The sequence below is a fragment of the Salinispora sp. CH2A1_6 genome (assembly GCF_056820975.1).
Map to the genome: position 1 here is coordinate 513,600 of NZ_JBXEDG010000013.1, position 20,421 is coordinate 534,020.

16 protein-coding genes and 7 pseudogenes are annotated in these 20,421 nt (G+C 67.5%); 11 read left to right on the forward strand and 12 right to left on the reverse strand.

Features of this window, described 5'->3' with window-relative positions; translation table 11 throughout:
- The first annotated feature begins 276 nt into the window (after positions 1-276).
- Positions 277-510 (forward strand): hypothetical protein, encoded by a 234-nt coding sequence (locus AC1UKG_RS20235; protein ID WP_018743487.1) that lies wholly within the window; start codon positions 277-279, stop codon positions 508-510.
- 63 nt (positions 511-573) lie between these two features.
- Here the strand turns inward: AC1UKG_RS20235 and AC1UKG_RS20240 are convergent.
- Positions 574-766 (reverse strand): annotated as a pseudogene (locus AC1UKG_RS20240) (discoidin domain-containing protein); the annotation flags it as partial.
- Between the two features lie 1,147 nt (positions 767-1,913).
- On the opposite strand from AC1UKG_RS20240, the gene AC1UKG_RS20245 reads away from it, so the two are divergent.
- The gene (locus AC1UKG_RS20245) at positions 1,914-3,233 is read left to right on the forward strand and encodes an MFS transporter (RefSeq protein ID WP_482642945.1); all 1,320 of its coding nucleotides are present in this window, start codon (positions 1,914-1,916) and stop codon (positions 3,231-3,233) included.
- 197 nt (positions 3,234-3,430) lie between these two features.
- Here the strand turns inward: AC1UKG_RS20245 and AC1UKG_RS20250 are convergent, their stop codons facing one another.
- The gene (locus AC1UKG_RS20250) at positions 3,431-3,703 is read right to left on the reverse strand and encodes a GntR family transcriptional regulator (protein ID WP_080644667.1); all 273 of its coding nucleotides are present in this window, start codon (positions 3,701-3,703) and stop codon (positions 3,431-3,433) included.
- A gap of 78 nt (positions 3,704-3,781) precedes the next feature.
- Between AC1UKG_RS20250 and AC1UKG_RS20255 the strand changes: the two genes are divergently transcribed.
- The 3 genes from AC1UKG_RS20255 to AC1UKG_RS20265 all read left to right on the forward strand — a co-directional run bounded on the left by AC1UKG_RS20255 (position 3,782) and on the right by AC1UKG_RS20265 (position 5,461).
- Positions 3,782-4,024, forward strand: a complete 243-nt coding sequence (locus AC1UKG_RS20255) for a hypothetical protein (protein WP_475889273.1) — start codon at positions 3,782-3,784, stop codon at positions 4,022-4,024.
- A complete protein-coding gene (locus AC1UKG_RS20260; protein ID WP_482642944.1) occupies positions 4,017-4,415 on the forward strand; it encodes a phosphotransferase in 399 nt (132 codons plus the stop codon). The genes AC1UKG_RS20255 and AC1UKG_RS20260 overlap by 8 nt, the downstream gene beginning before the upstream one ends.
- Positions 4,416-4,483: 68 nt before the next feature.
- Positions 4,484-5,461 carry a phosphotransferase family protein gene (locus AC1UKG_RS20265; protein ID WP_482642943.1) on the forward strand — a complete coding sequence of 326 codons (978 nt, stop codon included), beginning with the start codon at positions 4,484-4,486 and terminating at the stop codon, positions 5,459-5,461.
- A gap of 69 nt (positions 5,462-5,530) precedes the next feature.
- On the opposite strand, the gene AC1UKG_RS20270 is transcribed toward AC1UKG_RS20265, so the two are convergent.
- Together AC1UKG_RS20270 and AC1UKG_RS20275 are read right to left on the reverse strand one after the other, a co-directional pair.
- Positions 5,531-7,075 (reverse strand): aminotransferase class I/II-fold pyridoxal phosphate-dependent enzyme, encoded by a 1,545-nt coding sequence (locus AC1UKG_RS20270; protein ID WP_018743492.1) that lies wholly within the window; start codon positions 7,073-7,075, stop codon positions 5,531-5,533.
- A gap of 25 nt (positions 7,076-7,100) precedes the next feature.
- Positions 7,101-8,429 carry an NAD(P)/FAD-dependent oxidoreductase gene (locus tag AC1UKG_RS20275; protein ID WP_018743493.1) on the reverse strand — a complete coding sequence of 443 codons (1,329 nt, stop codon included), beginning with the start codon at positions 8,427-8,429 and terminating at the stop codon, positions 7,101-7,103.
- 334 nt (positions 8,430-8,763) lie between these two features.
- On the opposite strand from AC1UKG_RS20275, the gene AC1UKG_RS20280 reads away from it, so the two are divergent.
- A complete protein-coding gene (locus AC1UKG_RS20280; protein WP_482642942.1) occupies positions 8,764-10,416 on the forward strand; it encodes an RCC1 domain-containing protein in 1,653 nt (550 codons plus the stop codon).
- Positions 10,417-10,472: 56 nt separating this feature from the next.
- Here AC1UKG_RS20280 and AC1UKG_RS20285 read toward each other — a convergent pair whose 3' ends face one another.
- The gene (locus tag AC1UKG_RS20285; RefSeq protein ID WP_018815683.1) at positions 10,473-11,420 is read right to left on the reverse strand and encodes a site-specific integrase; all 948 of its coding nucleotides are present in this window, start codon (positions 11,418-11,420) and stop codon (positions 10,473-10,475) included.
- 84 nt (positions 11,421-11,504) lie between these two features.
- On the opposite strand from AC1UKG_RS20285, the gene AC1UKG_RS20290 reads away from it, so the two are divergent.
- Complete coding sequence (locus AC1UKG_RS20290; RefSeq protein WP_018815684.1) at positions 11,505-12,080, forward strand: site-specific integrase; 576 nt, start codon at positions 11,505-11,507, stop codon at positions 12,078-12,080.
- Between the two features lie 80 nt (positions 12,081-12,160).
- On the opposite strand, the gene AC1UKG_RS20295 is transcribed toward AC1UKG_RS20290, so the two are convergent.
- The 4 genes and pseudogenes from AC1UKG_RS20295 to AC1UKG_RS20310 all read right to left on the reverse strand — a co-directional run.
- Entirely contained in the window at positions 12,161-12,772 is a 612-nt protein-coding gene (locus AC1UKG_RS20295) for a nucleotide disphospho-sugar-binding domain-containing protein (RefSeq protein WP_482642941.1), read from the reverse strand.
- A 64-nt stretch (positions 12,773-12,836) separates the two neighbouring features.
- A pseudogene (locus AC1UKG_RS20300) lies at positions 12,837-13,088 on the reverse strand (LD-carboxypeptidase); the annotation flags it as partial.
- 119 nt (positions 13,089-13,207) lie between these two features.
- Complete coding sequence (locus AC1UKG_RS20305; RefSeq protein ID WP_482643220.1) at positions 13,208-13,468, reverse strand: helix-turn-helix domain-containing protein; 261 nt, start codon at positions 13,466-13,468, stop codon at positions 13,208-13,210.
- Positions 13,442-13,794, reverse strand: a pseudogene (locus AC1UKG_RS20310) (recombinase family protein); the annotation flags it as partial. The pseudogene AC1UKG_RS20310 and the gene AC1UKG_RS20305, both read right to left, overlap by 27 nt.
- 246 nt (positions 13,795-14,040) lie before the next feature.
- Between AC1UKG_RS20310 and AC1UKG_RS20315 the strand changes: the two are divergent.
- Complete coding sequence (locus tag AC1UKG_RS20315) at positions 14,041-14,193, forward strand: hypothetical protein (RefSeq protein WP_018815689.1); 153 nt, start codon at positions 14,041-14,043, stop codon at positions 14,191-14,193.
- Between the two features lie 564 nt (positions 14,194-14,757).
- Here AC1UKG_RS20315 and AC1UKG_RS20320 read toward each other — a convergent pair.
- Both AC1UKG_RS20320 and AC1UKG_RS20325 read right to left on the reverse strand, forming a co-directional pair.
- Positions 14,758-15,673, reverse strand: a pseudogene (locus tag AC1UKG_RS20320) (IS982 family transposase).
- 90 nt (positions 15,674-15,763) lie between these two features.
- Positions 15,764-16,804 carry an FG-GAP repeat domain-containing protein gene (locus AC1UKG_RS20325; protein ID WP_482642940.1) on the reverse strand — a complete coding sequence of 347 codons (1,041 nt, stop codon included), beginning with the start codon at positions 16,802-16,804 and terminating at the stop codon, positions 15,764-15,766.
- A 418-nt stretch (positions 16,805-17,222) separates the two neighbouring features.
- Between AC1UKG_RS20325 and AC1UKG_RS20330 the strand changes: the two are divergent.
- Together AC1UKG_RS20330 and AC1UKG_RS20335 are read left to right on the forward strand one after the other, a co-directional pair.
- Positions 17,223-17,522 (forward strand): annotated as a pseudogene (locus tag AC1UKG_RS20330) (transposase); the annotation flags it as partial.
- 67 nt (positions 17,523-17,589) lie between these two features.
- Entirely contained in the window at positions 17,590-17,943 is a 354-nt protein-coding gene (locus tag AC1UKG_RS20335) for a transposase family protein (RefSeq protein WP_482642939.1), read from the forward strand.
- On the opposite strand, the pseudogene AC1UKG_RS20340 reads toward AC1UKG_RS20335, so the two are convergent.
- Positions 17,909-19,001 (reverse strand): annotated as a pseudogene (locus tag AC1UKG_RS20340) (IS3 family transposase); the annotation flags it as partial. The gene AC1UKG_RS20335 and the pseudogene AC1UKG_RS20340 sit on opposite strands and share 35 nt — an antisense overlap.
- Positions 19,002-19,264: 263 nt before the next feature.
- Here AC1UKG_RS20340 and AC1UKG_RS20345 point away from each other — a divergent pair.
- A pseudogene (locus AC1UKG_RS20345) lies at positions 19,265-20,299 on the forward strand (XRE family transcriptional regulator); the annotation flags it as partial.
- Positions 20,300-20,421 lie beyond the last annotated feature (122 nt).

The following is a 20,421-nucleotide window of genomic DNA, read 5'->3' on the forward strand; positions in this document are numbered from 1 at the left end:
CCGCTTGCGCCTTAGGCTCTAGCTGGCGAATCGCTGGGGTGGCAGGCGAGCAGTTGGCGACGTTCGGCTCCGGTTGGTGAGTCGCGCGGGGCGATCGGCTGTCGGTGACCAAGAATGACCGCCGCCAGCGCCAGCGCCAGCGCCAGCGCTCGTACTCGTCACCATCGAGATACGCCTGATACTCGTCACCGTCGGTCAGGCAGGCTTTGGCGGCCGCGCGGGGACTGCGCCCGCAGTCCGCACAGAAGGTTGATCGGCTTCCGTACCGTCGTCGACATGGAGATTTTCTTCGGGCTGTTCGCCGCCGCGGTCGTTTTCACCTTCCTCGCGCGTCGGCGTACGGCGACGGGCCGGCGCGGCTCGTCGGCGTACGCGTCGTCGGTGCCCAGCGCCACGGCAGGCGGCGACGGTGGCGCCTCCTGCGACAGCGGTTCGAGTGGGGGTGGATGGTTCTCCGGCGGGGACAGCAGTGGAGGTTCCTCCGGCGGAGACGGCGGCGGCAGTTGCTGACGGCGGACGGTGTGGCGCGGCCCATCGTCAGCAACGGCCAGATCAACGGGGCGGAGGTTCGGTTCACCGCACCTCAATTTCCCACCGCGAGTAATCCGTAGCTGGTAGCACGTTGGACACCCATGACCCGAACGTGGCGAGCGAGTGCCATAGCCGCACTGACCCGCGCGGTCCCACCGGTCCCGTTGGTGGCGTGGTGAAGGAGTATCCAGTCTGTCCCGTCGGTTGAGGTTTCGACCCGATAGCTGGTCGCATGCCGCCGCTGGCCGTGAGTGTGAGTGTGGCGACGGGGGCAGTCCCGTCGCAGTGGCGACGGTGCGTGCCCACCGGTGGCTCAGCCGCTCGGAGATCTGCGAGCACACCATGGATCCCCGGCCCGACGCATCCGCGTGCCCACCAACTGCGGAAAATCAGGCAGCACTCCGGAGACCCTTGACGGTGTACTCACCGGTGATAGGGGAGGCACACGCCCATCGGGTACGAACGTTGTGGGATCGGGGTGCCGGACTGGCACACCGACGGTGCTGATGTCAGCGAACTCCCGCTGCTCAGGCAGTCGGCCACCCCGCCGTCGGGGCCGACCCCGTGGGTGCTGCTACCGTTACCGGAATGTTCCTCCTTCGTGCGTAGACCAAAGACTGCCTCCGCCCTGGTGCGGATCAAGGCCCTGCTGTCTTTGACCTGCCTTTGGCGCGTACGCGCGCCGCGTTCGATGAGGAACGTCACATGTCTTCCCTTTCAGGGAATCCTTCGTATTCTACGGTGCTGTGTCAGCCATCTGTGCTGTCGACCTTTGCTGCAGCCACAGTCGGCCGCTTGTCATACGGCATCGTCTTTCTAACTCTCCTGGCGCCACTGCGTGCCCGACTGCTCGACCGGCGAGGACCACGGCAGGTTCTGCCGGTCATGGCGACCGTCTATGCGGCCTTGCTCGCGACACTGGCAGCGGCAACCTGCGGTTCGGGTACATCGCCTTGGAGACCGCTGGTGCTGACGCTCTCGGCGGGCGCCTGCGCGCCTGCGCTCGGGCCGGTGATACGGGCCCTGTGGAGTGACCTGATGCACGGCCCGCGGGTCCTGCACGCCCGGCCGGGCGCGTCGTTCGCCGACACCGTCTCAGCCGTGAGCTCCCCGGTGGCATGACGGATTAGGCGCTGGCCACTCTGGACCGTCATGGCCTGGGCACGGCTACGGCCGACGCTCTCAAGGCCGCCGTGACCCTGTCCCTTGCCCGTATGCCGGGTGCTCCGTCCGGCGCCGGCACCGTCACGGGCCTCCGTCCGTAGCCGCCCACGGCCGCACCCCGGCCCCGGACGAACCCTGCCCTCCGCGATCCCGTACCCCCTGGTCCGCAGCCCGTCCCGTGCCCGCCACCGGGACGCGTGAACCCGCAGGAGTCCCCCGTGTCATCCGCATCCCCTGTGCATGCCCCCTCCTATCTCACCGTCCTCCGGCTACCGCAGGCGGCCCGCACGTTCGGTGCCGCGCTCGTCGCCCGGTTCGCCTACGGCATCGTCTTCCTGGCGCTGGTGCTCACCGTCGAACACGCGACGGGGTCGTACGCCGTCGCCGGTGGTGTCCTGGCCGTCTTCGGACTCGCCAGTTCCCTGCTGGCCCCGTACCGCGCCCGCCTCATCGACCGGCACGGTGTGCACCGGGCGCTGCTGCCCATGGCGGCGGCATGTGCGTCGCTGCTCGGCCTGATCGCGGCGGTGGCCTGGCAGCCCGGCGCCCCCGGTGCAGCGCTGTGGGTGCTCGGCACCGCGGCCGGCGCGTGCGCGCCCCCGCTGGGACCGTTCATGCGCACCCTGTGGCGTGATCTGGTCCCGGACGACGACGAGCAACTGCTCCAGCGGGCCTACTCGTTGGACACTGTCGCGGAGGAACTGCTCTACGTCGTCGGGCCCCTGCTGGCCGGGGTGCTCACGGCGCTCGCCGAGCCCGCCCTCGGAGTCGCCCTGAGCGCGGTGCTGCTGTTCGGCGGCACGGCTGTCCTCGCGGGTTCCCCGGTCGCCGCCTCCTTCCGCGGTTCAGCCGCGCCGCAGCCCGACACCGGCGGCGAGCAGGGGGCCGCCCCGCCCCGCCGGGACGCACGCTGGTGGACGTCCCTGGCCGATCCGGTTCTTGCTACCGCCGGGCTGGGGGCCTGCATGGGGGCCTTCACTCTCCTGGCCGTCGCCTTCGCGGACCGGCACGGCGCCGCTGCCTCCGTGTCCTGGGTGTCGGCGGCGCTGGCGGTCAGCAGCGCGCTGGGCGGGCTGCTCTACGGTGCGGTGCGCTGGCGGCTGTCCACGCGCACCCGGCTGCCGATTCTGGCCGCTTTTCTCGGAGTTTTCTGTGTGCTGTCCGGCCAGGCCACTGGAATGGTCGGGCTGGTTGCGCTGGCCGGTGCCGTTGGGTTTCTGATGGCGCCGGCGCTGACCACGGCCTATCTGATTGCCGGCGAAGTGGATTCCCAGGCCCGCAGTACGGAGGCCGGTACCTGGGTGAATACCGCCTTCAACACGGGAAATGCCGCGGGGGCGGCCGGGATCGGCCTGCTGCTGTCTCCCCTCTCTTTGGCCTGGTGTTTCGCTGTGACCGGAGCCGTTGTGCTGCTTCCCGCAGCCGTCACGGCCCTGTCTCAGACTGCTCGAAAAATTCGCGGAAGTGTGCGGGGTGAAATTCTCCGGACGGCTGTTAGCCTGAATTCAGGTGAGGGAGAGAAGTCCTTGAGGAAATAATCTCGGACCCGCTCTCGGGAAGCTGCTCCTCCTGCTTCGCTTCCCTTTGATTCCACCTCCTCCGATTTCCTTGTCGAGAGTGGTTCGTCCAGCAATCACGGTGAGTCACGCCGAGCATGGTGCTGGCGGCGAGATCTGCGTCCACGATTATCGTCTGATGACGCGAGTTGTTCCGGTGCGGCGGGGCCTGATTCGTGTCACGCGTCGGCGGGCCAGGCGCGGCGTACGGCGTCGAGGGCGGTTTCCCGGTCGGCGCCGAGCAGCTGTGCCTGTCGCAGGTAGGCGGCCGCGTGCCGGTCGAGTGCTTGGCGGTGTCCGTCGGCGGGTGGTGCGGGTGCCTGGTCCGCGACGCGGGTGCCGCCGCCGCGTCGGGACCGGATCAGCCCGGCGGCCTCCAACTCGCGGTAGGTGCGGGCCACGGTGCCGACGGCCAGGCCGAGGTCGCTGGCGAGTTGCCGCAGCGGTGGCAGGCGGTCGCCGGGTCGTGGTCACCGCTGCTGCCGAGAATTGGCTGGTCTGGATCTTCCCGCTACGGCAGCATCTCCGCCATGCTGCACAAGGACGAGATCTCGGTGGACGAGGCAGTCGTCACGTCACTTCTGCAGCTTCAACGCCCGGACTGGGCATCGCTGCCCTTGGCGCCGGCAGGCGCCGGCACTGACAACGTGATGTACCGGCTGGGAGAGGACCTCCTGGTCCGGCTGCCGCGAACAGCCGACAAGGCGCTGCCTGCAGGGGTGCGGAGAGGCCATCAGTACCTACTTCGCGGACTGCTGGACCACGATGGATGACGACCTTGATGTCGACACCCTGGCAGGACTCTGGAGCGCCGCCATCAGGCTGCCCGAGCCCCGCGGCCCGCACGTGTGGCTCCACGGTGACCTTCGCCCCGCCAACCTTCTGGCAGCGAGGGGCCGGCTGCACGCTGTCATCGACTTCGGGGGACTGTCGATCGGCTTTCCTGCCGCCGAGCACGCCCCGGTCTGGGACCTGCCGGCTCCAGCGCGACAGGCCTACTGGAATGCCATGAACCTCGACGACGTGAGCTGGGCGAAGGCTCGGGCATGGGCCATCGCCGTGGGCATCGCCGGAATCTCCTACTACCGGAACTCCTGGCCCGCCTTCGCGAGCGAATGCCGGACGCGACTCGACACGATCCTCACCGACGCCGCAGAACGCTGACTCCGGACTCTCGGTGAACGGCTGCGCCCATCGTGAACCACCGCCGAGCAACAGGAGAAAGGCGACCTGTGACACGGACAGTCCTACAATCTGACGACCTGCATGACCTGGTGCTGGACCAGTTCGGCGCAGACCGTAGACCTGCCGCCCTGGGCCGGCTGACCGGTGGCAGCAAGAAGGGCGTCTACCGGCTCACGTTGGACGACCAGTCGACAGCGATCCTCTATGTCTGGGCAACCGGCGAGAACTACTGGCCGCCGGCACCAGCCGTCCCCGACGATCCCTTCACCGACGCATCGGGCGTCGAGTTGTTCGCCACCAACCACGCGGCCCTCACCGCTGTGGACGTGCGGACGCCACGGCTGTTGATGCTCGACCGCGCCGGCCGCTACCACCCGGCCGACCTTGCACTGGTCGAGGATGTCGGTGCGGTGACGCTCGAGGCGCTCATGGAACATGACCCGGTCGCAGCCGTGACCCCGCTGTCCACACTTGGCGATGCCCTGCGCCGCATGCACACCACCCGCGGCACCCACTACGGCAAGCTTGCCGCCATCGCCCGCGGGGAGGCCCTACAGACCCGCAGCACCGAGGACATCATCCAGGACCGGGCGCTCGGCCACCTCGACGCGGCGGCCGTCCGCGACGTGCGGCTCGCCGATGCCCACGACCGAATCACCGACCATCTCCGGCGCCTGCGCGGCGCGGTCACCATTCGCCACGACTACCGGCTGATACACGGCGAACTCGGGCCGGACCACGTGCTCGTCCCGCCTTCCGGTGCACCCGCCATGGTCGACATCGAGGGGATGACGTTCTTCGACGTGGAGTGGGAGCACGCCTGGCTGCAGTTGCGCTTCGGTGACGCGTACCCCGCGCTGCAGTCCGTCGAACTCGACCCCAACCGGCTGGAGTTCTACCGATTCGCCCAGGTCCTGTCTCTGATCGAGGGCCCCCTTCGGATCGCCGACACCGACTTCCCGGACCGCCGGTGGATGCTGGCTTTGGCCGAGCGGAACATCACCAAGGCCCTGGCCATGATCTGACTTCTCTCGCAGCGCCGTCCGGCGGGACGACTCGGCCAGCCGGGGTCGGCTGATGAGGCGTGGCGATGGCTACCGCTCCGTACTCCCGAAGGCACTGGACAGGTAGGTGCGGGCGTCCGTGATCGCGTCCGCGATGATCCTCGCTGCGGCGCGTGCCTCCTCCGGCTCATGGTTTGCCTGCACCTGAAGCCGGAACCGCGACGAGCCGGTGGGAGTCACCGGGAACTCCACCATGAACGCGAGCACCCCACGGTCGAAGAGCAGGCGGTTCGCGATCCGCGCCAGCTTCTCGTTTCCGATCAGGAGCGGCACGATCGGCGACGGCTCACCCATACAGGTCAGCCCGTGCCCGGTCAGCTCATCGCGAAGCGCGGTGACGGCGGTGTGCAGCCGGGAACGGAGGAGGTCGCCCTCCGCGGAGCGGATGATCTTCGAGGCTTCCAGGACCACGGCGGTCTGCACGGGCGACAGCGCGTTGGAGAAGAAGTGCGACCCACCGAACATCTTGAGGTACTGCTTGAGCGCCGGGGAGGCCGAGGCGACGAAGCCGCCGTTGGAGCAGAACGTCTTGGAGAAGGCGCCCATCACGATGTCGATGTCGCCGAGCACCTCCTGCAACCCGAGGACACCGGTGCCACCCGGGCCCATCGAACCCAGGTCGTGCGCCACGTCGACGAGCAGCGTCGCGTCATGCTCCCGGCACACCCGCTGCAGGGTCACCAGGTCCGGCCAGTCAGCGTCCACCGAGAAGAGGCCATCTGTGACGACGAGGATGCCGTTGCGGCTGTCTCGCCGGCGGATGTCGACCAGGTGGCGACGGACCGCCTCCACGTTGAGGTGTTCGTAGCGCACCACGTTGCGGGTGGTCGCCCGGGCCCCCTGCTGGAGGCAGGAGTGCGCCAGCCGGTCGATCAGAACGTGGTCCTCCTGGCGGACCAGGCCCGCCATCGCCCCGAAGCCGGCGGCCCACCCGGTTGGGAAGAGCGTGACCTGCTCGGCCCGGACCAACTCACCGAGTGATGCCTCCAGTTCGTCGGAGATCCGGGTGTTCCCGAGCACCATCGGTGACCCCGCGCTGTGTGGACCGTAGTCCCGCATCGCCTTGGTCGCCGCCTCCCGGATCGCCGGGTGCGTGTTGAACGACAGATAGTCCTGCGAGTTGAAGTTGATCCCGCGGGTGCGCCGGCCGATGTCGTTGGTGATCTGGGCGATGCTGTCCGGCGCGGCTTCCAGCGTCCTGGAGTACTGCCACGTCTCGGTCCGCCGTCGCGCCTCGACCCACCCGTGGAATTCCTCGGTACGGGTCATCAGGTTACGGCCGGCCGGCCGGTAGAAGTCATAGGCGTTCTTGTCGAGCGCATACTCCTCGTCGGCGTCAACCTGCAGGTCGACGGGTTCCCACATCTGGGTCAGTTCGGCGACCACCTCGTTCAGGGCGGTCTCGTCCAACGAGTCGAACTCGTCCCACGGGATGTGGGTGGCCCAGTTGCGGGTCATCTCGGAGACCTCGGCCGCGGCTGCCGCCATCGCCTCCAGATCCTGCCGGCCGGCGGCCGCGAGGATGGTCTCGATCAGTTCGTCGTCGTCGCGTTGGTCAAGTTCAGGCAGGGACACAATCGATCTCCGGGCGGGATACGGGTCAGGCGAACAGGTTCTGCTGGTACATCCGAGCGGTCGCCGGGTAGTCCTCGAACACCGGGTACCCGGCCGAGGTCTCCTTCGCGGCGTCGTTGAGCAGGAGGAGGTTCGACGCCTGGAAGAACTCCGAGACCGGCGCGACGTCGGCGTGGGTGGCGACGAACCGGTCGATCTCCTGCTGGTTTCCCCGCAACGCCACGAACAACTGCAACTCGTCGTGGCGGTACGGGCGCATCTCCGCCAGCGTGCAGACGTAGTCGTAGTAGGCGGCGGCGTTCTGGCTGCGGCGGCGGTCCTCATAGCTGGCCATCGCCGCCTCCAGCGACACGTCTCCGGAGAACCACCGGCCCAGCGCGTCGGCGATCAGCTCCGCACCCCGGAAAGCGTGGGTCATCCCGATCGCGGTGCACTGGTCCTTGGCCGACTCGGCATCGCCGACCAGCACCCAGCCCGGTCCGGCCAGGGGCCGGAGGAACCCGGACTGATCCAACGTCCCGTAGATGCGCTCCGCCCGCACACCCTGCGTCCGGACCACCTCGCCCAGCTCCGGGCTGACGAAATCCAGCGCCCGCTGGACGTTGCCGGACACGTCGCGACGGAACTCGCGGGACCACTCGCTCGGGCCCCAGACCAGCACCATGTTCTGGTCGTGGTTGGTGGGTGCGACGGCGCAGGCCAGCCGACCACGTCGGTGCAGCTGCGCCGGGCCGAGGTCGAAGCCGGAGTAGTAGCTCCAGTAGGCGAAGGTGCATCGGGGCCGTTCGTCGAACTTCGGCAGGCCGAGGGAGCGGGCGACGAACGAGTTGCGGCCGTCGGCACCGATCACGATCCGGGCGCGCTCCTCGACCAACTGCCCGTTGGAGTCGCGTCCCCGTACCCCGACGACCTGGTCGCCCTCGGTGATGAGCTCCCGTACCGTGAAGTTCGTCCGTACCTCGGCGCCGGCCTTGCTCGCCGCCTCGACCAGGATCTGGTCGAGCACGTGCCGACGGATCGAGGCGTACGAGCGCACCACCCCCGAGTCGTCGCCATGCCAGTCGCGGAAGTACGCGCGCAGAAGCTCGTCCGGCACCGAGCCGGTGAGCGGAATGCCGTCGTTGACGAACGTGACCTCGGTGTGCGACGGGGTGACCGCCAGCACCTGATCCAGCAGGCCCCACCGGTTCAGGTAGGAGGTCCCGTGCGGCCAGAGAAAGTGGGTCGAGATGACGTCGCTGGGGAAGCTCGATCGGTCCACGACCAGCACCCGGTGTCCCTGCCGAGCCAGAAGCATGCCGGTGGACGCGCCCGCGCAGCGGGCTCCGATGACAATCGCGTCGTACCTGGGCATGCGGATTCCCTTCCGAGGAGTGGATAGCTCGACGATCTCGGCGGCTTCAGTGTGCTCGTTACCACTGTGTCTGTCTAACTAGGCCAGTGCTGTTCACCACAACGGCACTGAGCAGACCGGGCGCCCAGCGCCGCCGGATGTTAGCACCATCGCAAAGCGGCTACGCAGAGTGAAGTTTTCCCCAAGCGTCTGAGGTTGTGGCCGTGCGCGGGGGGGCGACCGGCGACGGAGCCAGATGTCCTCTTGAGGGCGTTTCTCCGCATATATCAGTGATAGTTGGTAGAAAATTTGCTCTGTCATATTGGCGGTATTTGCCGGCGTGGAGGTAGGAACAATGGGGAGACCCTGTCGATGGGCGGGCGGTGACGCGGGCCGGGCCATCACCGGCTGGCTTCTTCTGGTGTTGGCGGTGATGGTCACGCAGTTGGTCGCGGTGCGGCCCGCGGCCGCGCAGGACACGCCATCACTGTCCGGCGCATCGGACACCGTCCTTGCCTGGGGCCAGAACAACCAGGGGGAGTTGGGCGACGGGACCACCACCGACCGCACCGCGCCGGTGGCCGTCAACCTGCCTGCGGGAACCACCATCACGGCCATCTCCGCCGTCGGTGACTTTAGTCTGGCGTTCACCTCCACCGGCGGCATTCTTGCCTGGGGCGACAATTCGAGTGGTCAGCTGGGCGACGGGACCACCACCGACCGCAGCACGCCGGTTGAGGTCAGCCTGCCGGTGGGCGCCGAGGTCACTGCCATCGCCGCCGGCGACGATCACAGTTTGGCGTTGACGTCCACCGGCGCCGTCCTTGCCTGGGGCCAGAACGACCAGGGTGAGTTGGGCGACGGAACCATGACCGACCGCAGCACGCCGGTTGAGGTCAGCCTGCCGGTGGGCGCCGAGGTCACTGCCATCGCCGGCGGCAACAACCACAGTCTGGCGTTGACGTCCACCGGCACCATCCTCGCGTGGGGATCTAATTTCGGGGGCCAGCTGGGCGACGGGACCATCATCGACCGCAGCACACCCGTCGACGTCAACCTGCCCGTAGGCGTCACCATCACAGCCATCGCGGCCCACGGCGACCACAGTTTGGCGTTGACGTCCACCGGCGCCGTCCTGGCCTGGGGCGCCAATTCGAGTGGTCAGCTGGGCGACGGAACCACCACCAACCGCACCACGCCGGTGGCCGTCAGCCTGCCGGTGGGCGCCGAGGTCACTGCCATCGCCGGCGGCGGCGATCACAGTTTGGCGTTGACGTCCACCGGCGCCGTCCTGGCCTGGGGCGCCAATTCGAGTGGTCAGCTGGGCGACGGCACCACGACCGACCGCACCACGCCGGTGGCCGTAAGCCTGCCCGCCGGCGTCACCATCATGGCCGTCACCGGCGGCAACAGTCACAGTCTGGCGATCACCGCCACCGGCGCCGTCCTGGCCTGGGGCGCCAATTCGAGTGGTCAGCTGGGCGACGGAACCACCACCAGCCGCAGCACACCCGTCACCGTCGACCTACCGCCGGCAACCATCATCACGGCCATCGCCGCCGGCGATGCCCACAGCCTGGCCCTGACCGCACCACCGACATCCACCACCACCCTGCAGGTCACCCCCGCCAACCCGGCAGCAGATCAGGACACCACCCTCACCGCCACCGTCACCTGCAACGTCGACACCCCCACCGGAACCATCACCTTCCGCACCAACACCACCACCCTCACCACCACACCCCTCACCACCACCACCGCCACCCACACCACCACCCTCCCACCCGGCACCCACACCCTCACCGCCCACTACACCAGCACCAACACCTGCCCCGACAGCCAATCCCCACCCACCACCATCACCATCGCCCCACCACCCGACGAGCCCGACCTACCCATCACCGGCCCCAACCTGACCACCACCACCGGCGCCGCCGCCCTCTCCATCCTCGCCGGCGTCATCCTCAGCTACGCCGCACGCCGACGCCCACCACACCGGACCACGTAGAAACAAGGTGCCACCAGCCCACCCTCACCACCCCTGGGGCGAGCCTGAACAGGTGGTCAGCGTCGGTGTCGGCGGTGGTGTTCGTCGTTCTCGGCGGTGATGCGGGCGGAGGTCTCTTCGCCGAGCCGGACGTAGACGCCGAGGGTAGCCAGGTGCCGGTGGCGGGATTTGGCTTGGAGTTCGGCGGCGCTGCGGCCCTTGGCGGCGAGGTGGGTCAGCCCGGAGCGGCGCAGTTGGTGGAGGGTGCATCCGGCGTCGTGCGGGTCGTGGAGCTGAGATGCCTGCTTGAACAGGTACTCGACGCGCGGGTAGGACAGCCGGCCCCGGCCGGTTTCCGGGCAGATGTTGCCCAGGGCCGGGGCGCGGCGCCCCGCTGCTGCGGCACGCCGGTCGGCGAGGAACACCGGCCCGGTGGTGCGGCCGGCCAGCAGTCGGGGCAGCAGGCGGGCGGTCGGGGTTTCCCAGTGCACGTAGGCGCGGTCGCCGCCTTTCTCGGTGACGAGGGCGCGGCGGAACTCCATGTCGAGGTCGGGTACGTCGAGGCTGAGGATTTCCTCGGCGCGGGCGCAGGTCTCGTAGAGCATCCGCCAGAGGACCCGCTCGCGTAGCGGGTGGCGGTCGTCGGTGAACAGCCGCTCCAGGCGGGCGCGAGGGATGGCTTTGTCCCGGGTGCGGGTGACCTTGCGGCGTTCCAGGCGCCGGCCGGGGTCGGTGGTTAGCCAGTCCTGGCGGCGGCAGTAGGCGGTGAACGAGGTCAGCACGGACAGGTGCTTGTTCCAGGTGTTCGCCGCGCCCTGGTCCCAGCGCGCCATCGTCTGCTCGTAGAGCTGCGGGGCGAGCCCGGTGACCGGCATCTGGTCCCCGGCGGTCTCGCGCAGCCGACGCAGGGTCTCGGTGTAGGTGGCGCGGGTGGCGGGGTCGTCACGGAACCGGTCGAGGAACGCGTCGACGGCGACCACGAGCGCCACCGGGCGGTGGGCGGTCGGTAGCGGGATCACGGACACCTCAGCGACCTCTTCCGGTGATGTGACACAGAATGTGGCCGAGTCGCCCTCGCCGCGGTGACAGCGTCCCGCAGGTGGCGACGGATGGATCAATGGCTCTGGCGGATGCTTTACGAGACATGCGCGCGGGCCGAGGAGATCCTCGGCATCAACATCGAGGAGCTGGATCTTGCCGGCCGCCGCGCCCCTGTGAAGGCCAAGGGAGCCCAGCTGCGTACGCGCCGCCGAGGCGCCCCGCGTGAGGACTTCGTACTGGAGCCGGTCTTCTGGGACGCGGGCACGGCCCGGCTGCTTCCTCGGCTGATCAAGGGCCGCACACGTGGGCCGGTGTTTGTCACCCACCGCCGGCCAGGCCCGGGGAAGGTTGTAAGCCCGCGTGACGTTTGCCCGGACACCGGCTTCGCCCGCTTGTCGTATGGGCAGGCCCGCGCCCTGCTCGACGCCCACACGGTCCTTGGCGGAATGCCAGGCACGGGTTGGGATCTGCACGAGTGGCGACACTCCGGCCTCACCCACCTCGGTGGGGCCGGCGCGAGTCTGCCGATGCTCATGGCCAAGTCACGGCACAAGAAGCCCGAGAACCTCCGCCGCTACTTAAAACCCTCTGCGGCTGCGATTGCTGAGCTCACCAGTCTCCTCGCACCTGGCACGAGCCACTGATGATGAGGGCAAGTGAGAACGGGAGGGGATGTCGAATAGCGAAGCGCTGCTTGACCAGCCCCGGCTGTGACGGGCAAGGGTCAGGCCAGCATGTTCTCGATGAGGTCGGCGGCGTGCGGGGTACCGCCCTCGGCCCGCGCCCTGGCGCGCAACAGTGCCGAGCGGCGGGCGACCTCCACGTCGGTGACCAGGTCGTTCAGCGCCGACCGCAGGGTCTCGGCGGTGGCTTCCGCGGTGTCGATGCGACGGGCCACGCCCAGTTCCACGAGTCGGTCGGCGTTCATGAACTGTTCGGCGGCCTGCGGCACGGCGATCATCGGGACCCCGGCCAGCAGTCCTTCGCCGCAGCTGCCCATACCGGCGTGGGTGACGAAGGCATCCGCCTGCTCCAGGATCGCCCGCTGCGGGACCCAGGAGTGCACCTCGACGTTGGGCGGGACGGCGCCGAGCTCTCGCGGGTCGGTGTACTTGCCGATCTGGACGACGACGTGCCAGCCGGGCAGATCGCCGTAGGCCGCCAGGCACTGGCGGTAGAACTCCGGTTGACGGGTGTACGCCGAGCCCAGGGAGATCAGCAGCACGTTCTCCGCATCCGCCGGACGGGTCCAACCGTCAGCGCCCGCCGCCGCGTCGAAGCAAGGCCCGACGAAGGTCACCGTGTCGGTGTCGACCCGGTCGGCGTGCGGCTGCATCGCCCGGGTGATCAGGGCCAGGGCCCGCGATGGCCGGCCGGAGAAGGCGTCCACGTCGGTGGTGGACGCCCCGCAGTCGGCGGATGTCGGGATCGGCGAACGCGGTGTTGATGTCGGCCGCCCGCGCTTGCGGCGTCGCGCCCACCTGTCGGGTGGTCGGGTACTCGACAGGTACCAGGCCGGTGACCTCGGCGAGGCGTCGCATGGCCTGCTCGTGGATCGCCGGGTAAACGCCCGCCGCAGCGAACGACGGCGAGACGACCGCGATGCAGTCTCCTGGACGGGCCTTGCGGGGATGCACAAGATCGCGCTTCATACGGAGATCCAACAGTGACGACCGACCGTGCTGCATCCCATTTCCGTGCGCAGCGGTGGCCGACCAAGGTCTCACGCCTCGTGTGGCTGGCCAGAAGCACAGATCATTGATCCCGGATCTCAGTCTGCAACTGGCGATGGCGCCGCGGGCGTTGTGCCAATGTTGCGGTAGATCGTCATGGGAGTGACGCCGCAGGAAGCCGCGATTTCGGCCATGGTGAACTGCTTCGAGTCGTACATACGCTGCGCCTTGTTGATCAGGGCGGGAGTCATCTTCGGCTTACGGCCGCCGGTGCGGCCCCGGGCACGGGCAGCGGTCAAGCCAGCGAGGGTACGTTCCTTGATGAGGGCGGCCTCGTATTCGGCCATGAGAGCGAACATGCCGAAGACGAGCTTGCCGTGGGCGGTAGTGGTGTCGACGATGCCGTTGGTCAGCGACTTGACGCCGACACCGCGTTCTTCGAGGACGGCGACGATGTCCACGAGGTCGCGCAAGTTGCGGCCGAGCCGGTCGATCTTCCAGATGATGAGGGTGTTGCCAGGGCGAAGGTCACCCAGACAGGCCTGCCATTGAGGACGCTCGGCTTGGTTCCGGTGGCGACGTCCTTGTAGATCTTGAGGCAGCCCTCGGCGGCGAGCGCATCGAGCTGCAACTGTGGATCTTGGTCGTCGGTGCTGACTCGGGCGTATCCGATCTTGTGTCCCACCGGCCGACTCTATCGAAACTCACCTGCTGCGCGAAGTTACGGTGTCTTGTTTTCGGTGCGGGTTTCGGTAGACAGCTGCGCTGCGACGACGCCTGGCGGGCGGCAGATCCGGCAAGGGTCTATCGCAAACGAACGTTTGAGTGAGACTCGCCGCCGCAAGATCATTCTCAGTGCTAACCGCTGCACCGCTCTTCCCCAACCCCGAACGACAACGGCACACCCGGCCGCGTCCCCAAAGCCGAAGCGATGCTCGCCTACGTGGTGGTCACCCGCGCCCAGCAGATCCTCGACCGCGGCGGACTCGCCTGGATCGACGACCAACTCGCCGGCGTCACCAGCAACCAGCCCCGAACCGGCCGACGCCGCCACCTGTTCGACGACGACAGCCAGGACCACTGATCCGCTTCCTTTCCATCACGCCAGGCCCGGTGATGGAAAGCGAGTAGACCGACGATCGATTGCGGGAGCAGAGAAGTGAAGGAGTCACCCCATGACCGACAACACCGCCACTAGCACCTACGACCGAACACCACCGCCGGCTGCCCGGCGGCGGATTCACCTGCGAACGGCCCGGCTGCACACACGTCAACGGCCGGCCCGAAATGCTGCTACGAGACCTGGCGCAGGAGCTGGTCGACATCGGCCAGGAGCCGCCGACCCCGGAACGGGATCGCACGCCCGGTCCAGCGCCGTTCTGAACAACGCGCGGCTGTCGGCTACGACGCCGCTGGGTCGGCGGTGGTGACTGCCCGCCGGCGGCCTCGACTACTAATGCCAGGGCGCGCACCGTGACCGAAAGCCCTGGCCCAAGACCCCGGTCACGAAACGCGGGCGGCCAAGGCACACGCGCCTACGTGACCGCCAAAGTTTGTCGACCGGCCGCACCCGGGCGTTGCCAGCCGCCCGGCCCAGGTCTCGCCCCGCGCAACATGGCAGCCTAGCTAGACGATCGATTCCCAGGGATCAGTGGTCGTAAGCGATGAGGGAGCGCATGACGGGTTGGCCGGTGGTCCAGTTGTGCCAGATCGCGGCGGTCATCGCGAGGATGCGTTGTGCGACGCGTACGAGTACGCCGGTGGCGGTACGGCCGCCGTGTCTTTCGAGGTCGAGTTGACCTTTGAGGGTCTGGTTGACGGACTCGATGCCTTGTCGTGCTGCGCGTAGTAGCGTCCGTCCGGGGCGTGGCTGCTCGGTGCGGTAGGCGGGGCGGATCATGGTGACGTCGCGTTCGGTCAGCTGTCGTTCGGTGGCAGCGTCGCGGTAGCCCTTGTCCACGGCCAGGATCAGCCCGTCGGGATGGGTCAACAGGCCGGTGTCCAGGTCGAACAGGTCCATGAGTGCTTCGCGTTCGTCGGTCTTGGCGGTGGCCAGGGCGAATGCCACGCCGCAGGTCCGTGCACGGTGGTGACCAGGTGCAGACGTAGGCCCCAGAAGCGACGTGAGTGCGAGGCGCAGTAGCCGTAGGTGGCCCACCTGGCCAGATCAGAGCGTTTGACGGTCTCGCGGGAGCGTCTGCACTCCACCGGGGTGGAGTCGGCGGTGCGCACCGGGTGCTGCCACAGGTCGGTGTCCAGGGCCAGAACCCGGATCAGGTGGGTGATCTGCGTGCCGAGTGTCCGCAGCCGCTTGTTGTACCCGGGCTGTTTCGGGATGTAGGGGAATAGGTGGGTCAGGTTCATGCGGGCGTGACGGATCCAGCGGGCTTCCTTGTGGTAGCCGAGCAGGGCTTGCAACACCGACAGGGTGATCAGTTCGGCGTCGGTGATCTTGGGGTGATTCCGATTGCGGGTCGCCAGCGGGTGAGCTGGGGCGACGACTTCAACACGTCGTCGATCTTCACGTACAGTGCGGTGGCGAGGGTGTCCCGATCGACGTGCACGTGGCCTCCATGGTCATCGTTGCTCAGCAATGTCGATCATGGACGCCCTCGCCTCTCTTCGCTGTCCCCGTACCCCTTGGAATAGATCGTCTAGTTGACCATCGTGTATGTCAGTTTTGCAGTGGGGGTGTCGCCGGTTTGGCCGCCGTATTGGGTGCCGCTGCCGTGGATGGGGTCGTCGTTGGTGTCGTGGAGCCACCAGGTGCCGTTGGAAGGGCGGTAGAAGGCGAAGTCGGATTTTCCGTCGCCGTCGTAGTCGCCGGGTACGGGGGTGTCGCCGGTTTGGCCGCCGTATTGGGTGCCGCTGCCGTGGATGGGGTCGTCGTTGGTGTCGTGGAGCCACCAGGTGCCGTTGGAAGGGCGGTAGAAGGCCAGGTCGGATTTTCCGTCGCCGTCATAGTCCGCCATATAGACAGAATTACTTTGTGGGGCTGCTGTCCACCAACTGGTCTGCTTCGTGGCGCCGGCCCAGCTTTGGCTGAAGTGGATGTGGTCGGTGTGTGGATTGGCACCGGTGTAGGAGCGCCAACCCTCGTCCGCGCGTGCTGCCGACCAGATGCGACCGTCCCAGATCATGTACATGATCCCGAGCCGGCGGGCGATCGCGTGCTTGTTGCCGTGCTGGTCGGTGGCGAGCATCCAATTGAGGATGCTTTCCGCTATGGCCTTCTGTCCACTGTCGTTGATATCGAGCATGTAGTCAAGCGCTCGGCCTTCCTTATGCTCGCTTTTGTCGCCTTTACTACAGTCGCGCCCGATGTAGCCCTTGCGACTTCCGTAGGCCGTGTTGAAGATAGATCGTAGCGCCACGGTCCCTGGTTTGTCCGATGGATCGCAGGTATCCTGCGGATCGTGAGCGGCGTAACCATCGATGCTCGGACCGAAGTTCGGGGTGTGTGGTGGCGGTACGGTAGATGCCTGGATTTGAAACCGCGGATCGGTAGCGCCTCGCATGGCATGCGGGCTCTCGCCCGCCTCGTTTGGGATGGGGGGACCAGGGGTGGCAATTCCGGGGGTGGCTGGAATTACGGCGACGCTGCTTAGTGTAACTGTGGCCGTAGCCGCTATCAGCGCACGTCGGATGTTTTGTTTTCTCGATTTGATCAGTGTTTGCGCAGCATTAATATTCATTGAATATTTCGGTCTCCTGTCCGTGTAGATTGTCCAGGGCGCTCTGATTCGGTGATCAGGATGCATTAAGCCGTCTGTGGGTGCAATGATTGAGACGTATAGCACAGTTACTGAGGTGATCTCAGCAACGCATATGGGTTGATTGGCGTGACACGGGCGAAGGCGGCGAGTCGGGCGGCAGTGGAGACAGGCGTGGAGCCATCGATAGACATGTCCTTGCGACAGATCCACGTCTTCGAGAGGGCTCCACGTGATTGCCTATCGTGCCATGGTCGACGTCCCGAGGGAACTCGTGCAGCATCTCGCGCGGCTGCTGTACGCACAGCGCCGGGCCTGCGGCACTCGCCGTGGCACTCGGGCGTTGACCTGCTTCTACCAGGCCCTGATGGTGCTCGTCTGGTTTCGCAAAGGTGAGGACATGACCTTGCTGGCAGCCGGCTTCGGTATCTCCCGGGCGACGGCGTACCGCTACCGCGACGAGGGCATCACGGTGCTCGCCGCCCAGGCGGCCGACCTGCACATCGCTCTGCGTCGGGCCGCAGCCGACGGCTGGTCCCACGTGATCCTCGACGGCAAACTGTTCGATTGCGACCGGCTCACCGAGACCACCCTGTCGGTCAAGGGCGAGGTAATCGACGCCTGGTACTCCGGAAAACACCGCGACTTCGGCGCGAACATCCAAGCGATCATGCGCCCAGACGGGCTGCTGATCTGGACCTCGGAAGCGATGCCCGGACATCTACACGACACCAGCTGCGCCCGCGACCTCGGGATCACCGCCGCCGGTGAACTGGTCCGCCGCCGAACTCGACCTGCCCGCCCTGGCCGCCTCCGGCTACGAAAGCACAGGCCATGGCATCAAGACCCCGATCAAGCAGCCCACCGACGGCAACCGGCTCGCACCCGACAACCGCGCCTACAACCGACTGCTCCGCGGCCTGCGATGGCAAGGCGAACGCGGCTTCGCCATCCTGATCGGACGCTGGAAGACGCTACGCCATACGAACATCAGCCCACGCCGAATCGGCGACCTCGTCGCCGCCGCATTACACCTGACCCACTTCGAGTACAAATACGGGTCTGCTGCACCGATTGGTGACAGTTTCAGTCACGCGGCCTGGCTGGCCGGTGGGTCATGATGGTCTCGTACTCGATAGGGGTCAACCGGGACAGAGAGTGTTGTCGTCGGCGGCGGTAGGTCCGCTCGATCCAGGTCACGATCGCGGTCCTGAGCTGCTGGCGGGTGGTCCAGGTCCGCCGGTCGAGGACGTTGTTCTGCAGCAACCCGAAGAACGATTCCATGGCGGCGTTGTCGCCGGCGGCGCCGACTCTGCCCATCAACCCGGTCAGGTGATGCTGGTGCAGGGCGTGGACGAACTTTTCGGCTGCGAAACCTGCCTGGGTTCAACCGGTCGGTGTGCAGCACGCAGCCGGCCACGTCACCGCGGCGGGCTACAGCGTTGTGCAACGCGTTGACGGCCAGCCGGGACTTCATCCGTGAGTCGATGGAGTAGCCGACGATCCGCCTCGACCACACGTCCTTGATCGCGCACAGGTAGAACTTGCCCTCGCCGGTGCGGTGTTCGGTGATGTCAGCCAGCCACAACCGGTTCGGGCCGTCGGCGGTGAAGTCCCGTTGCACGAGGTCGTCGTGAACCGGTGGACCGACCTTGCCACCCTTGCCGCGCTTCTTGCGCTTACCGAAGGCGCTCCACCAGCCATTGTCCGAGCAGATCTTCCACCCGGTGCGCTCCGCCATCGCCTGGCCGGCGGCGCGGGCCTCATCGACCAGGAACCGGTACCCGAACTCCGGGTCATCGCGGTGGGCATCGACCAGGGCGTTCGCGCGATGAGGGGCGACGAGTTCGGCGTCACCGACGCCGCCGGCCGAGCCACCGGTAGTAGGGCTGACGAGCGATGTTCAATACCCGGCACGTCACCGCCACAGGGATCCCGTCGGCGGCCAGCTCACTCACGAGCGGGTAGAGCTTTTTCCCGGCAGATGCGCCTGCGACAAGTAAGCAGCGGCCCGACGCAGGACCTCGTTCTCCTGCTCCAACAACCGGACCCGCTTGCGGGCCTCGCGCAGCTCGGCTGACTCGCCACTGGGCGTGCCGGGCTTCGCGCCGACGTCGACGTCGGCCTGACGCAGCCACGTGAACAACGTCATCGGGTGCACCCCGAAGTCCTTCGCGATCTACTCGACCGTCACGCCTGGCTCGCGATCACGAGCCACCCGCACGACGTCATCACGGGCCGCCCGACTGGCAGGGTCGCGTAATCTAAGTGTCTTGTATTCGTGTTCTTGGCTCGTCTAGCAATCACGGTGAGTCACGCCGAGCATGGTGCTGGCAGCGAGATCTGCATCCATGATTATCGTTTGATGACGCGAGTTGCTCCGGTGCGGCGGGGGGCTTGATTCGTGTCACGCGTCGGCGGGCCAGGCGCGGCGTACGGCGTCGAGGGCGGAAGGTCGACGTGTCTGCCCTGGCCGTGGAGTTGGGTGACCGGTCTGTGGTGGTCAGTGGGCCGGAGCATTCGGCGTTGGCGTCGGTGCGGGATGCGGTGAACCGGGTCGTGTTCGCTGATGACGTCCCGGCGGAGTCGTTGTCCAGGCTGAGAGAGCGGCTGGCGATGGCATGGCGGGCACGTCATCAGGCGCCGGATCACCGGACGGTGCTGGGCGGTTTGTTGCCGGGGCTGCTGCGGGATGCGCAGCGTGCTGCGTTGGGGTACGAGGGTGACGAACGGCGGCAGGCGCAGGTGCTGTTGGCGGAGACGCTTGGATTGGCGCAGATGTTCATCGCGTACCAGCCGGCGGCCGAGTTGTTGTGGCGGGTGGCGGATCGGGCGATGGTGGCGGCGCAGGAGTCCGGTGACCCGGAGGCGGTGGCCGGTGCGGGGTGGTTCCTGTGCCAGGTGCATCGGGACGCTGGGGACTGGGACACCGCGATGGCGGTGACGCTGGACGTGCTGTCGGCCGTGGAGCCGGCCACGGTCGACGGAAGCACGAATCTGCTGGCGCTGTGGGGTGCGCTGAATTTCGAGGCCGCGTACACCGCCGCTCGTGCCGGTGCGGAAGGGCGGGCCTGGCGGTACTGGGATCGCGCGGATCGCGTGGCGCAGCGCCTGCCGCAGGGTTTCTACCAGCCGCAGACGTCTTTTTCCCGGGCCATCATGGGCGCTCACGCAGTGACCGTGGCGGTGGAGTTGCAGAAGTCCGGCGAGGCCGTGCGGCAGGCCCGCCGCCATGATGCGGCAGCGATCCCGTCGAGGCCGCGCCGGGCACGCCATTTGATCGAGGTCGCGCGGGCGCACTACGGCAAGGGCGATACGGAAGCGACGGTGGCGACGCTGCGGCAGGCATACGAGTCGGCCCCGGAGACAATCCGCTTCAACGGGTACGCCCGTCAGATCACCGTGGACCTGCTCGGCGGCCCGCGTGCCACCCGAGACGATGCCCGCGACCTCGCGGTCCGAGTCGGACTCGTCTCGTGCTCCGGAGGTAGGAACCTTACCCACTTCAGCGTGCAACCCACCGTAGCTTGTCGTGTACGGGATGCGGCGGGCGGTGCGAGTTGCGCCCCGGTCGTCGCGTCCTCCTCAATCAGAGGGCG